The sequence below is a fragment of the Lysinibacillus xylanilyticus genome (genome assembly GCF_001708185.1).
In the GTDB taxonomy this organism is placed as follows: domain Bacteria; phylum Bacillota; class Bacilli; order Bacillales_A; family Planococcaceae; genus Lysinibacillus; species Lysinibacillus xylanilyticus_A.
In genome coordinates, this window is the sequence record NZ_MDDN01000002.1 from 212114 (window position 1) to 226151 (window position 14038).

Annotated in this window: 18 protein-coding genes; 2 read left to right on the forward strand and 16 right to left on the reverse strand. The window is 38.6% G+C overall.

Annotation, left to right across the window (positions count from 1 at the left end; all coding sequences use genetic code 11):
• Positions 1-20: 20 nt before the first annotated feature.
• Genes BFJ97_RS05690 through BFJ97_RS05730 form a run of 9 tightly spaced genes read right to left on the reverse strand, consistent with a single transcriptional unit; the run spans position 21 to position 5853 of the window.
• Positions 21-761 carry a class I SAM-dependent DNA methyltransferase gene (locus BFJ97_RS05690; protein ID WP_068983682.1) on the reverse strand — a complete coding sequence of 247 codons (741 nt, stop codon included), beginning with the start codon at positions 759-761 and terminating at the stop codon, positions 21-23.
• Positions 762-1106 carry a ribosome silencing factor gene (gene rsfS / locus BFJ97_RS05695; protein ID WP_068983683.1) on the reverse strand — a complete coding sequence of 115 codons (345 nt, stop codon included), beginning with the start codon at positions 1104-1106 and terminating at the stop codon, positions 762-764.
• On the reverse strand, positions 1103-1675 hold the full coding sequence (gene yqeK / locus BFJ97_RS05700; protein WP_068983684.1) for a bis(5'-nucleosyl)-tetraphosphatase (symmetrical) YqeK: 573 nt from the start codon (positions 1673-1675) through the stop codon (positions 1103-1105). Before yqeK ends, rsfS begins: the two co-directional genes overlap by 4 nt.
• Positions 1644-2234 carry a nicotinate-nucleotide adenylyltransferase gene (locus BFJ97_RS05705; protein WP_068983685.1) on the reverse strand — a complete coding sequence of 197 codons (591 nt, stop codon included), beginning with the start codon at positions 2232-2234 and terminating at the stop codon, positions 1644-1646. Before BFJ97_RS05705 ends, yqeK begins: the two co-directional genes overlap by 32 nt.
• A gap of 9 nt (positions 2235-2243) precedes the next feature.
• Positions 2244-2546, reverse strand: coding sequence for a ribosome assembly RNA-binding protein YhbY (yhbY, locus tag BFJ97_RS05710; RefSeq protein ID WP_068983686.1), 303 nt, complete (start codon positions 2544-2546; stop codon positions 2244-2246).
• A 5-nt stretch (positions 2547-2551) separates the two neighbouring features.
• Positions 2552-3382, reverse strand: a complete 831-nt coding sequence (gene aroE / locus BFJ97_RS05715) for a shikimate dehydrogenase (RefSeq protein WP_068983687.1) — start codon at positions 3380-3382, stop codon at positions 2552-2554.
• Between the two features lie 30 nt (positions 3383-3412).
• Entirely contained in the window at positions 3413-4516 is a 1104-nt protein-coding gene (gene yqeH, locus BFJ97_RS05720; protein ID WP_068983688.1) for a ribosome biogenesis GTPase YqeH, read from the reverse strand.
• Positions 4513-5037, reverse strand: a complete 525-nt coding sequence (locus tag BFJ97_RS05725; RefSeq protein WP_223553664.1) for a YqeG family HAD IIIA-type phosphatase — start codon at positions 5035-5037, stop codon at positions 4513-4515. Before BFJ97_RS05725 ends, yqeH begins: the two co-directional genes overlap by 4 nt.
• A 33-nt stretch (positions 5038-5070) precedes the next feature.
• The gene (locus tag BFJ97_RS05730) at positions 5071-5853 is read right to left on the reverse strand and encodes a phosphatidylserine decarboxylase (RefSeq protein ID WP_068983690.1); all 783 of its coding nucleotides are present in this window, start codon (positions 5851-5853) and stop codon (positions 5071-5073) included.
• Positions 5854-5947: 94 nt separating this feature from the next.
• Here BFJ97_RS05730 and pssA point away from each other — a divergent pair, with 94 nt between their 5' ends.
• Together pssA and sigK are read left to right on the forward strand one after the other, a co-directional pair.
• Positions 5948-6490, forward strand: coding sequence for a CDP-diacylglycerol--serine O-phosphatidyltransferase (gene pssA / locus BFJ97_RS05735; RefSeq protein ID WP_083226923.1), 543 nt, complete (start codon positions 5948-5950; stop codon positions 6488-6490).
• A gap of 87 nt (positions 6491-6577) precedes the next feature.
• Positions 6578-7285 carry an RNA polymerase sporulation sigma factor SigK gene (sigK, locus tag BFJ97_RS05740; RefSeq protein ID WP_068983691.1) on the forward strand — a complete coding sequence of 236 codons (708 nt, stop codon included), beginning with the start codon at positions 6578-6580 and terminating at the stop codon, positions 7283-7285.
• 602 nt (positions 7286-7887) lie between these two features.
• Here the strand turns inward: sigK and mtnN are convergent.
• From mtnN to BFJ97_RS05775, 7 genes are all read right to left on the reverse strand, one after another.
• Positions 7888-8580, reverse strand: coding sequence for a 5'-methylthioadenosine/S-adenosylhomocysteine nucleosidase (gene mtnN / locus BFJ97_RS05745; protein ID WP_068983692.1), 693 nt, complete (start codon positions 8578-8580; stop codon positions 7888-7890).
• 61 nt (positions 8581-8641) lie between these two features.
• Positions 8642-9295, reverse strand: coding sequence for a YrrS family protein (locus BFJ97_RS05750; RefSeq protein ID WP_068983693.1), 654 nt, complete (start codon positions 9293-9295; stop codon positions 8642-8644).
• Between the two features lie 213 nt (positions 9296-9508).
• The gene (gene greA / locus BFJ97_RS05755) at positions 9509-9997 is read right to left on the reverse strand and encodes a transcription elongation factor GreA (RefSeq protein ID WP_068983694.1); all 489 of its coding nucleotides are present in this window, start codon (positions 9995-9997) and stop codon (positions 9509-9511) included.
• Positions 9998-10183: 186 nt separating this feature from the next.
• Positions 10184-10822, reverse strand: a complete 639-nt coding sequence (gene udk / locus BFJ97_RS05760) for a uridine kinase (RefSeq protein WP_068983695.1) — start codon at positions 10820-10822, stop codon at positions 10184-10186.
• The gene (locus tag BFJ97_RS05765; RefSeq protein ID WP_068983696.1) at positions 10822-12102 is read right to left on the reverse strand and encodes a peptidase U32 family protein; all 1281 of its coding nucleotides are present in this window, start codon (positions 12100-12102) and stop codon (positions 10822-10824) included. Before BFJ97_RS05765 ends, udk begins: the two co-directional genes overlap by 1 nt.
• Positions 12103-12116: 14 nt before the next feature.
• Entirely contained in the window at positions 12117-13049 is a 933-nt protein-coding gene (locus tag BFJ97_RS05770; RefSeq protein ID WP_068983697.1) for a peptidase U32 family protein, read from the reverse strand.
• A 5-nt stretch (positions 13050-13054) separates the two neighbouring features.
• A complete protein-coding gene (locus BFJ97_RS05775) occupies positions 13055-13687 on the reverse strand; it encodes an O-methyltransferase (protein WP_068983698.1) in 633 nt (210 codons plus the stop codon).
• Positions 13688-14038: the final 351 nt, after the last annotated feature.

The following is a 14038-nucleotide window of genomic DNA, read 5'->3' on the forward strand; positions in this document are numbered from 1 at the left end:
TCTACTAACAAGCTGTTTTACTATTTCACCGCACGGATAAAAATGCGTTCACTTTCGTATTCAGGGGCTTCATCTGTAAAATCTGCCGTTACTTCCACATGTGTAAAGCCAATTGCACGAAGCCATGCCATATATTGCTCAATTGAGAATGTGCGCTGGATATGCTCCTCATCAAAGCGTTCATACAGCTCACTCACAGCGTCGCGCACATAAAACGTCATTTGATGAACAACGGAATGGTCAAAATCGCCTGGTTCCGTATGCCATACATAGCTAATGTCGCCATCGTCATACGTAAATGGTCCATCTAAAAAAATATCATTCATTTTAAATAACGAATGCACGTCAAAAAACAATTGACCTCCATCACGTAATGCATCAAAAATACGTTGTAACGTTGAATAAACTGCCTTTTCCTCCACTACATAATTCAGTGAATCAATAGCAATCGTTACAACGTCAAGTGCCTCAAAGCCTTCTAATTCATCCATTGACATACAATAGAGTGGCACTTGTAAATCAGCCTCAGCAAAGCGCTCAGCGGCAATTGAGAGCATATCTTCAGATAAATCAATTCCACTCACCTTATAACCAGCCTGCGCAAACAACAGGCCAAGTACACCTGTACCACAGCCGATATCTAAAAGATTTGGGAATTGACTGCTTGGTGCATGCTGCAAAACCCATTCCACATAAAGACTGTAAGGGATATCTGTTTGGAGCTCATCATACACATGTGCAAATCGTTCGTAACTACTCACTTAAGCCTCAGGCATGTCTAGTTGCGGTGCGTCACCCCATAGACGTTCTAAGTTATAATAAGCACGTTCATCTTTATGGAATACATGCGCCACAACATCTCCAAGGTCTACAAGAACCCAGCGTGCGGCATCGAAGCCTTCTACACGACGAATTTCATACCCCTCTTTTACTGCTACCTCTTGTAATTCACGCGCAATTGCTTGCACTTGGCGATCTGAATTACCATGAGAAATAATAAAGTAATCCGCTAAAAGTGAAATGCCCTGCATATTTAATACGACAATATCCTCACCGTGTTTGTCGTCAATTGCTTTGTAAGCTGCTTGTAATAAAGTTGAAGTCATCCTTCACTTTCCTCTCTTTTCATCGTATCGTTATAACATTCTATGGATAATGGATAAATTGGCTGCTTTGTGTCAATTAAAAATGCCAATGTATGGCGCACACAAGCACTCATCGCTTTATCCAAATTGTTCTTTGCTTTTTTTCGCAGATGCTCCACCCCATCAAATTTACGATTTGGTTCAATCATATCTGCAACAAAAATTATTTTTTCTAAACGACTCATACCCACGCGTCCTGTTGTATGAAAACGAATAGCATTTAACATATCCTCATCTGTAATGTAAAATTCACTTGCTGCAATATATGCACCTACTGGACCATGCAGTAATTCACTGCCCCAGCCGATTAGTCGAGCATCTAATTTTTCATCACGGACGATTTGCTCCATCCACTCAATATCTGCATATTTCGCAATATCATGGAGTATGGCTGCTGTCTCAGCTTTTTTTTCGTCTTCACCATATAATTTTGCTAGCTCAATGGCGGTTTCCATTACGCCATTGGTATGGATATAGCGTTTCTCTGGCATGCGTGGCTTAATCGCCGCTAAGTACTGTTCGCGTTCCATAAAGACCTTCCTTTCGTATGAACGTCTCTACCGCTTTAGGTAGTAAAAAAGTAACCGTTCCTCCAGTGGCCAGGCGTTCACGAATCAGTGTGGACGATAGATCGATTTGGGGAGCTTCCACCATTAGTATAGGATACTTTGTGAAGGCTTCTGTTCCTGGACGCTTTACTCCTACAAATTGCACAAGCTTCACTAATTCATCAATACAGTACCATGTATGAAGCGAATCAATCATATCGCCTCCAATGATAAAGTAAAATTTCACATTAGGTTCTCTTATACACATCGAAGTAAGCGTCTTATAAGAATAGGATACGCCACCCTTCTCTACCTCATACGACTCCACAGAAAAATGCGGATATGGACTTATTGCATGCTTTACCATTTCAAGGCGCTCCACGTCGCTAGCATCATGGCGTGCAAACTTATGTGGTGGTAAGGCATTTGGCATAAAGCGAACTTCATCTAAATCCAAGGCATGAAGTACTTCATTAGCCATCATTAAATGTCCATTATGTGGTGGATTAAATGTGCCTCCCAATAAACCGACCTTTTTCATCGTCTCACCTTACTTCGCTGCTTTTGGTAATACAATCTTTTTATGATTACGTGATTCTTTATATAAAACAACTGTCAGACCAATTAATTGAACGAGCTCTGCATGAGCACCCTTTGCAAGTGCTTCTGCCACTTCATGCTTGTCCTCCTCACAGTTATCTAAAATACGTACCTTAATCAACTCTCTTACTTCTAATGCTTCACGAATTTGCTTTGTCATCTCGTCATTAACGCCGCCTTTTCCTACTTGGAAAATCGGTGTTAAATGATGTGCTTCCGCACGTAAAAAACGTTTTTGTTTACCTGTTAACATAAAAATTAATATCCTCCTAATTGCACCTTCAGATGCGCAATCATTGAATTTGTATTTGGGTATTCACTAAGCCAGTGCTCAAAAGCAATGGCTCCTTGGTGAACGAACATTCCAAGACCCGTAACGACGGTTGCTCCTTTTTCTTCAGCCGCTTGTAGAAAAGGCGTCATTAATGGATTATACACAATATCGGCCACAATTGCGCCTTTTGCAAGTCTTTCTAATGAAAATGGCATTGAAAAATTGCCCGTAGCAAGTCCAGCCGATGTCATTTGCACTAAAATGCCGAAATCAGCTAATGATTCCTCAGCCTCTGTTAAAGAAATAGCGTTGCCTATACCCATTTCATCAACAATTGCTTGAGCATTTGCCACTGTGCGGTTTGCAATGGTTAAATTCGTATAACCTTGCTGTTGCATAGCAAAAGCAATACCACGAGCAGCACCGCCCGCACCAATAAGAAGAACTGGCTTGTCTTTATGTGACTTACCAACCGCTTCTTCTAGCGAGCGGACAAAACCAACACCGTCCGTATTGTAGCCCTTTAATTTGCCTTCTTTTGTTCGGACAACCGTATTGACAGCTCCCATTTTTTCTGCCAACTCATCTAACTCATCTAAATAGGGAATGATTGCTGTTTTATGTGGAATTGTAATGTTCCAGCCACTTGCACCTAAAGTTTTCAAGCCCGCAACTGCCGACTCTAGATTTTCAGAAGATACATGTACAGGAATATAAGTAGCATCTATCGACATTTCCTCAAACCAAGCGTTATGCATCGCTGGGGATTTTGAATGCTCAATCGGATCGCCAATAACCGCAAACCATTTCTTCATTTCCTAGTCCCTCTTCTCTACTTGTACAACTTAAATTAGTGATGGGCGAATTGAAACTTGTACACCCTTTGGTGCATAAGCTGCTACAACTACATCAGCATGCTGCACTGTAATCCACCCAAGGCCTGAGAATACAACATCTGTTTTCGCTTCTTTGATGGAGAACTCATGACGCACTAATGGCGGTAGTTGTTCTATAAATTCAGCAGTTGGAGGTGCAAGCAACTCACCCTTATGTTCTGCATACAATGTATCTGCCTTCTCAAGCTTTGTACGGTGAATTGGTAAGTCATTTGCCACATGAACCGTAAATGCGGAACGATCTCCTTGAATAAAGTCAAAACGAGCAAGGGCACCAATAAATAATGTTTGTCCTGCATTTTGTTGATATACTTTTGGCTTTATTTCTTTTTTAGGCATAATATATTTTAATTCGCTAGCGTCAATATGGTGTGCCATCTGATGATGATTAATTATTCCTGGTGTGTCATATAATGCACTACCATCATCTAATGGAATTTCAATCATATCTAAAGTTGTACCTGGGAAATGAGAAGTTGTAATAACCTCACCTTCACCTGTAGCCTGCTTGATAATACGATTAATGAACGTGGATTTCCCAACATTTGTACAACCTACAACGTACACATTTTGTCCATTACGGTACTCATCAATAGCTTCCATCGCTTCAGCCATTCCTTTACCTTTATGGGCACTCACTAAAAGTACATCAACAGGTTGTAGACCAAGAGCCTTTGCTTCACGTTTTAGCCAATTAATTACTTTTTTCGGTTTCACAGATTTCGGTAATAAATCGGCTTTATTCGCAATTAATAACACTGGATTTTTACCAACGAAGCGGTGAAGCCCTGGTAACCAGCTCCCATTGAAGTCAAAAATATCAACAATTTTTACGATTAGGCCTTGCTGTGTTCCAAGACCGTTTAATATACGTAAAAAGTCATCATCTGTTAATGACACTGGTTGAATTTCATTATAATTTTTCAAACGGAAGCAACGTTGGCAAATGACCACGTCTTTTTCTAATGATGATGGGGGTGCATACCCAACTGCTGTTTTATCTTCTGTTTGAATTGTTGTACCACAGCCAATACAATTTGGCATTTCGTTCATTCTTTTTCCTCCCAAGTAATAATTCCTTTTCGTTCTAAATCACTGAACACACGACGTTCAATGAATCGATTAAATTTTGTTACGAATCCATCTGATTGCGCAACTGGTTTTACTAGTACCGTATGCAAGCCTAAGCGATTTGCCCCCATTACATCCGTTAGTAATTGGTCACCTACCATTACTACTTCGTGTGGTCGTAGCCCTAATTGAATAATTGCACTATAAAAGGCATTACGAAATGGCTTTCTAGCTTTATGAATATACGGAATACCTAGTGGATCGGCAAAATGCTTTACACGCGCTTCATTGTTATTCGACGCAATAATAACACGAATACCTGACTCTTTCATAATACGTAGCCAAATAATAAGCTCTTCTGTTGCATCTGCACGGTCCCATTCTACAAGCGTATTATCTAAATCCGTAATGATTCCTTTAATGCCTAAGTCTTGAAGCTTTTCCGGTGTAATTTCAAAAATACTCGTCACAAATTCATCTGGTAATAAAAAATTATACAAAATAGCGACCCCTAATCTAAATGTATTATTCGACCATTATAGCATATTTGCGAAGGCTTCACCCATTCGAATTGGGCTTCCTTGCACAACATTATCCGTAAATTTAATTGCATCCTTTTCAAATAGCATGACTACTGTTGAGCCGAATGAAAAATATCCGACTTCATCACCCTTACGCCACTGAGTTGTAGTATTAGTGAGTACGATCGAGTTAACAAATGTAGCCCCAACTTTAATAAACGCTACCTGCTGATTATTTGCCACTTTCAGCTCCGTTACTGAACGATAATTGTGTGAAATTGGTTTTTTACCATATGAAAGACCTAGCTGATTAACAGGGTATGATTTTTGACCAAGCGTATATTGTCTTAGTACTCTCCCATCAATCGGGCTATGAATTCGGTGATAATCTGCAGGACTCAAGTAAAACACGATAAAATGGCCATCTGCATATTGCGCAGCACGCTCTGAATTACCAAGTAAATCTTGTAATGCATAAGGCTTACCCTTTACAAGAAACGTCATATCCCATTCGATCCGTCCAAATGATTCCACTTTCGCATCCACTGGACTTACATAGGTAGTAGGATTTTGTTCAATTGGACGTGCGTTTTCTAAAAGCTCTCTTGTAAAAAAGTCATGTAAACTTGAAAATTGTTGTCGTTTTTTTGAAACCTCTTCAAGGTTAATATCGTATACCTTCATATAACTAGGAATCATACGTTTACTCCACTTTGCTTTTGCAATGGTTTGCAAAAGCTGGGAGGATTGCTTGCCATTTGTTAATTCAATCAAGCGTTGATATAGTTTTTCTTTCATAAAACAAAACCCCTATCGATTAATTTAGACTGTCAATTTTTTCGTATTCGAAGTATAATGGTACAATATCTTAAGTGCAAAGGAGTGATCCCCCTTGTTTCTATATCACAAGTTGGTGGATACCACGGTTAAGAAAATGAAATCGCAAGCAGCAAACTTCATTACAATCAGTAATATGTCCTTTGGTGGCGCGGCCATAATGGCTACACTACATGAATATTATAGCTACAGTGTCTTGTTTATCTTTATCGCAGCCCTTCTTGATCGCTATGACGGGAAGGTAGCTAGAGCCCTCGGACAAGTGTCTGATTTAGGTAAACAATTAGACTCTATGAGTGATATTATATCATTTGGTGTGGCACCTGCATTATTAATGTACAAAGTTGTTTTAGTCGACTTTGGTTTTGTCGGCATGACGATGACTGTACTGTATATCGTCTGTGGTGCAATGCGATTAGCTCGCTTCAATATTAGTGAAGCAAACGGCTACTTCACAGGGTTACCAATAACAGCGGCAGGTACGCTCTTAACTTTAACGTATTTCGCATCTAATACGTTCCACCCAGCGTTTTATCTTTTCCTATTCCCAATACTAGCATTACTAATGATTAGTACAATCACGTTAAAAAAAGTGTAACAGCACATTTGCTGTTGCACTTTTTTTCATTTAACGCAGCTTCTTAACATATACTGTCGAAAAATGGGGAAAGGATGAAATCATTCAATGAGCGGAATTTTCACATCCATGTTGCAGTTATGGCTTGAGATCCCTGCGTTACTTGGCTATTTAAAGGGGCAAACATTCCATAAACCCTTTTCAAAAGAAGAGGAAGCTGCTTGTATTGAACGATTTTTAGGCGGTGATGAGCAAGCGCGTCTTGATTTAATTGAGCGCAATATGCGACTCGTTGCACACGTTGTAAAAAAATTTCACCCGAAACACGAACAACTAGACGACTATATTTCCATTGGTACTATAGGGCTTATGAAAGCTGTAGAGAGTTACACTCCTGACAAAAAAACACGCCTTGCCACTTACGCTGCCCGCTGTATCGAAAATGAAATTTTAATGCATCTGCGTACTCAGAAAAAAGTGCAAAAAGATGTTTCCTTATTCGAGCCAATTGGTACAGATAAAGATGGTAACGCCTTACAGATCCGAGATCTCTTACAATGTGATGAAGAGAGCGCAACTGAAAAAATTGAACATAAAGAACATGTTGCACAACTATATCATTATTTGCATATGCTCGACGATCGTGAACTCGAAATAGTAACCCTTCGCTATGGTTTAAACCAACATGATGCCCTTACTCAAAAAGAAATCGCTGCTCGTTTAAATATTTCTCGTAGCTATGTTTCTCGCATTGAAAAGCGGGCACTTATTAAACTCTATCAATTATATAAACGAGACCAAAAGTCTACTGAGTAATATATTGTAAATTGATAATTGAAAAATTTCAATGGATCCTTAACATTAACATACCATGAATCACGCATTTTTTGTTACAAAAGGCTCTAAAGAAAGAATTCTCATCTACCGAAAGCTTTAGATAAATTATGTGTACAGCATAGTGAATACTATTCATTTTTCTTTTATTTGACGCACAAAATAGTAATTATCTTAATCCCACTAACTTTTAAAGAGATAAACGTAGTTGTTGATGAAGCAATGAAGCTATAAAAAAAGCTCCCTTGCGACCTGAATGTCGCAAAGGAGCGTTTCCCTCAATGAAATTCTACAGTTTCTGAAAGTTCTGCTGAAATGAGTGTACCGAGTAACGTCGTTATAATGACTACACCTGCTGTTAAAAATAGCATCATGAATGCCTCCCATCCAAATATGAAGAGATTTAATTAATAACAGTTTAGCATTAGCAAGACTTTTTAACTGTGATTTTTCTCACACTACAGATCACTCATTTTGACCATTCTGTGTACTTTATCCCTATTAACGGGCAGTAAAAGTACGATTGGTGAAAACTACTAATCAGCGAGGTGGTAAAAAAACTCCCCACCGATTATAGTTTTACTTTATAGCGTTTCAATAGCTTTTAATACTATTTGCGTCGAATGCTTTGCAGCTACTGGTAAAAACTCATCAAAACTAATATTCGATTCTTTCCCAGCAATATCTGATAAAGCACGAATAACAACAAACGGAGTACCAAATTGATAACATACTTGCGCAACTGCTGCCGCTTCCATCTCAACTGCCTTCATTTGTGGGAAATGTTGACGGACTGCTTCTACACGAACAGGATCATTCATAAAAGCATCTCCTGAGCAAATTAAACCAATACCAAATTGGTGCTCTCCAACAGCCTTCACTGCCTCTTCAGCCACTTTCATAAGTCTTTCATCTGATTTGTAAGCTGCTGGCATACCAGCCATCTGACCAATCTCATAACCGAAAATCGTAACATCTACATCATGATGACGGACTTCATCTGAAATAACAACTGCGCCTACTTCAAGTGTTTCGTCATAACCTCCGGCAGAGCCCGTATTAATAACTACATCAGGCTTAAATTCATGTAATAGAATGGTAGTTGACATTGCAGCATTTACTTTACCAATACCACTTTTTAATAAAACTACATCTTTCCCTTCATAAGTTCCAGTTGTATATTCACTGCCTGCGATTGTTGTGCTTTTTGCATTGTCTAATGCTGCTCGTAAAAGCTCTACTTCTTCTTCCATTGCGCCGATTACTGCAATTTTCATGTCTCTGTTACTTCCCTTCATTGTTTAACTCTATTAAAAATACTCAATCAAGTTATTTTCGTCAATAGGCGCCATTTAATGTATTTAGTTGCTCAAGTTTCACTGGTAACCAGCCCTCATTGTCAACCCACTCCATGTTGACGCGATACATTTTTGTCTTATCATTCGTTGAAACTGTCGCTACGGCCGTATTAGCACTGCCGTTATTTTGAATACGCCAAATAATCATATTGTCCTTTTCTATGCCTGTAACAGCTGTAACTGTTGCAACCTTTTCAGCCCAGTCAACTGATGTATCATCGTAAGAAGACACGTGCTGACCTGTTTGAGTTGTAGGCGTTGGCTTCCAATCTTTATTTGTTATAACCTTGTCAACAATTGGGTCATCGGATGTAGTTTCAATAGCAGCGTCCTTTTCAGATGATGGCTGTTCTTCTTTAGGCTCTTCTTTTGTAGATTCATTATCTTTTACTGAAACATCATTATTTTCCTCTTTAGAAGGCTTTTCTTTCCCATCTCCATCATCGTTCTTTTGCTCTTGTGCTGGTTCGTCTTTCACGGCATTTCCTACATCATCCTGCCATTTAAACACGTATGTTGCAGTTATAATAATCAATATCACGACAATACCAATTAAAACATTCAAAAGTTTATCTAGCTTTTTATTACGAGATGGCTGCAAATGACGACTGCTTCTAGTTTGTCGTTCACTCATGAATTCTCCCCCTCTCTAGCCAATATTCTATCAAGTTCAACGGGACTTGCAAAATAATTGTGCTCATGTATTTAATCAAAGATAAAATAAAAGCTCTCTTGACGTTCATTTCAATGGATGCTGTCCCTTGATGTAAAAACTTTCATAAAAGAGGAAATTAAGATAAAAGCAGCTAGCTCTCCTTAAAAAGATAAGCTAACTGCTTGTACAAAATTATTTGATTGAAATAATTTTAACTTTCATTTCGCCACCAGGTGTTTGTACGACAACCTCTTCGCCTTCAGCACGACCTAGCAAGCCTTTAGCAATTGGTGATTCATTAGAAATACGGAATTCCATTGGATCTGCCTCAGCAGAACCAACAATCGTATACGATTCCTCATCTGTTGATGGTTTACCATTAATAATTTCTACAAATGTAACCGTTTTCCCTAGTGAAACTACACTGTTGTCTGTTTCATCCTCAGAAATAATAACTGCGTTACGAATCATTGATTTTAATGTAGAAATACGACCTTCTAAAAAGGCTTGTTCTTCTTTAGCTGAATCATACTCAGCGTTTTCAGAAAGATCTCCGAAGTCGCGAGCGATTTTAATACGTTCAACAATTTCTTTACGTGTTTCTGTTTCTAATTTTACTAATTCTTCTTCTAATTTTCTTTTACCTTCAGCTGTCATTGGGTATTGTTTTTCGTTTGCCAAAGTCCTTCACTCCTTATTTCATCAATACAAAAACATAAAACTCGACCAAATGCCATGTGTGATGCATTTAATCGAATTTTATTGTTTTTAATCGGTTTCAAAATTCTCTTTGACCTAATAGTATGCATGCTTTTCAAAAATATGCAATGATTCGCATGTAAATATTGTCAATACCACTCTATCTTATTACAATACGTTGTCAGTTTCAAGAATAGTTTTAATTTTCGTGACCATCAAATCAATTGCAACTTCATTATCCCCACCCTCAGGGATAATAATATCAGCATATCGTTTCGTCGGCTCAATAAATAAGTTATGCATTGGACGCACTGCAGATAAATATTGTTCGATTACAGAATCTGTTGTACGTCCACGTTCTTTTATATCACGCATAATACGACGAATAATACGTAAATCTGAGTCCGTATCTACAAATAATTTAATGTCCATTAAATCACGTAAATCTGCATCCTCTAACACTAAAATACCTTCTAGTATAATAACATCTACAGGTTCTACATGAACAACTTCTTCTGCTCTTGTATGCTGTACATAATCATAGACAGGCTTGTCAATTGGTTGACGTACCAATAATTTTTTTATGTGCTTAATTAATAAATCATTATCAAACGCTAACGGATGGTCATAGTTTGTACCTAAACGCTCCTCAAACGTTAAATGACTTTGATCTTTATAGTAAAAATCTTGTTCAATTACAACTACTGAATGATCACGGAAAACATCATAAATAGCACGGGTCACACTCGTTTTTCCTGAGCATGAGCCACCAGCGATTCCGATGACAACTGGACGCTTCACTGCCATTAATTATTCTCCTTTCGCATCATGTTATGCGGTTTTAATAGTGTGTCGCATTTAAATTTAACAATTTGTAGTGGATGACGGGCAGCATCTAAGCTATTGCCATCCTCATCCCAAATTTCACCCATTGTAAAACGGAAATTTTCGATTTCTGGTCCAAAGAATTCTACCTCATCGCCAGGTTTAAAATAGTTACGTTGTTGCATTGTCACAATTTTCGTTTCTGGATCATGTTCTAAAATAAGTCCAGCAAACTCATACGTCGTTTTACGGCCATGTACACCAAACATTTGCTCCTCGTGGCCAGGTGCATCGTGGAAGAATGCTTCAGCCGTATCACGGTTAGCACATTTATCTAGTTCTTCAAGCCATTCACGTTTAATCTTGAAATTGTCAGGGTCAGCACAATAAGCATCAATCACTTTACGGTACACTGAAACAACTGTAGCAACATAGTGAATGGACTTCATACGCCCCTCTACTTTCAATGAATCAATACCAAGTTCAATCATATGTGGAATAGCTTCAATTAGCTTTAAGTCTTTTGGACTCATCGCAAAAGGTGCGTGATTATCATCGAAAAGTGCCTTTTCTTCATCATCTTCTAACTCATACAAATCATAGTCCCAGCGACAAGATTGACAGCAACCACCACGGTTAGAGTCACGAGCAGTCATGTGATTTGAAAGTACACAGCGACCAGAATAAGCGATACACATTGCTCCATGAACAAATGCTTCAATTTCAATATCGACTTTTTCCTTCATCAGCTTCATTTCTTCTCCGCCAACTTCGCGGGCCAACACTACACGATGTAACCCTTCTTCTTTCCAATACTGTACTGCCTTCCAGTTTGATAAAGATTGCTGTGTAGATAGGTGAATTTCAAGCTTCGGTGCAGCTGTACGGCATGTTTCGATGATCAGAGGGTCCGCTACAATAATGCCTGTAACACCTGCAGATTCAATATCTTTTAAGTATTGCTCTAAGCCGTCCATATTTTCATTGTGTGCGAAAATATTTGTCGTAACATAGATTTTTGCACCGTATTTATTGGCAAATTCAACACCTTCGCGCATTTCTTCAATTGAGAAGTTATCTGCGTTTGAACGTAGGCCGAACTCTTGTCCACCGATAAATACAGCATCTGCACCGTAATGAACGGCAACTTTTAATTTTTCTAAACTACCCGCAGGGGCAAGTAGCTCTGGTTTTTTTGTAATGACACGTTTACCGTCGACAATCTCACGGATTTTGTCATTTTGTTCTAATGCTAACGCCATGTTCTTGCCACCTCCTAGTAAACTGTTTCCTTGAAGATAAAGCCAGTATCAAGAGGTCTGATGGCAGGCTGAATGTCTTCAATTTTTGCTAATAAATCATCTTTAATATCTTCATACGCATCTTCTGATTCGTCAAAATATGTGTCAATTGCTTGACGATAAGCTTCTGTAACTGTGATTACATATTCTGGTGTTTGAAGGACACCCTCAATTTTCAATGCATCAATACCACCTTCGAATAATTCACCAAGCTCATCAATAATGCACATATCGTTTGGACTGAAAATATGCGTACCGTTAGCATCCTCATAAATTGGATATTTATTATTACGTTCATCATCATGAAGGAACATATTGCGATTTTCCTTACGATTCTCAATTTCCATTACTTTATCCTGATACAAGAAATAATGGCCAAGTAATGCACGCTTTGATTGGAACATACATGTCATCCCATGTACTTGAACTTCAATCTCTACTTCCGCATTTTCTTTAATTTCAAGCACTTCATCTAAAGAAAGTTCACGAGCAAGTACTGCGCGAGTTGCTCCACGTTTCCCCCAATAATTTACCGTAAACCAGTTTGTGGCAATCGTTTCTGGACTCCAATGTAACGGTATTGTTACACCTTGCTCACGACGGATGATTACTACTGCTGGATCACCGTAAATTAAACGGTCAACGCCAATACGTTGCATTTCTTTTAAATACTCGGCAAGTGCATCCAATTTTTCATTATGGAATAACGCATTTACCGCAACATAAACTTTTTTACCCGCTGCATGAATCAGCTTTGTAGCTTCTTCCACTTCATTAACAGAAAATTCTCCTGCTAGGCGAAGACCAAATTGTTGTTCACCAATGACAAAAGCATCTGCTCCAGCCTGTAAAAGTTCTTTTACATGGTCCACTGATTGCGGTGTAACAAGCAATTCAGGTTTTTTCATAATAGTCACCTCTTCAAACATAGTAATAAACCATCACCGACTGGTAAAAATGCACTTGTATAATCAGGGTGCTCCATAATCCATTCGGTAAAGTTTTTTAAATTGCGAATCATTGTACGCTTGCGACGTGGTACATCTTTTAAATCCAAATCTGATAAGCCATGCATATACATATTATCGATATACAGAACTCCACCAGATTTTACAAGAGGTGCATACTTTTCGAAAAAGCGTTGATATTGTCCTTTTGCAGCATCAATAAACACCGCATCGAATGTTGTATGAATGGCCTCATCGTTCACCTCTAAGGCATCTCCTTCAATGACCGTAATCCGATCTGATACTGTAGAACGTTCAATATAGGCCTTCGCTCTTGCAACACGCTCTGGATCTCGCTCGATTGTAACGATTTGCACATCCGGTAAAGCCTCCGCCATTCTTATTGCAGAATAACCAATTGCTGTACCAATCTCTAAAATTTTCGACGGATTTTGAATACGTAGCAGTTGGTTTAGTGCATCAATGCCTGCAAGTTGCATAATCGGCACATGATTCTCCTCCGCAAATGCTTCCATTTCTAAAAGCAAATCATTACGTGGTTGAATAAATGATTGTATATATGCATCTGATAATTCCATTTTTAAGTTCACCCTCATATCAATTATGCCTCGGCATAATTGCGTCCGGAACGGGCTTTGTGCTTGCACAAAGCCCACTCTGTGACATCCGCCAGAGGCTTCATCATTTAGCACCAAAAAGAAAAAGACCAAACGCGATGTCTTGGTACTTCGTCATATAAAAATGAGCAATTGTTTTTTATCAGCTCAAAACAATTGCCACCACGTATATTATCCCGCATTAACGGACTGCTTGAATTATTCCATGCGGATTGATTAAAAATCACATTTTATAATAGCACGAAAATAGAAGGAAAGCTATTTTTCTTTCCTTCTATCCACATTATTGCTATATATTTTTTAATAATTTCA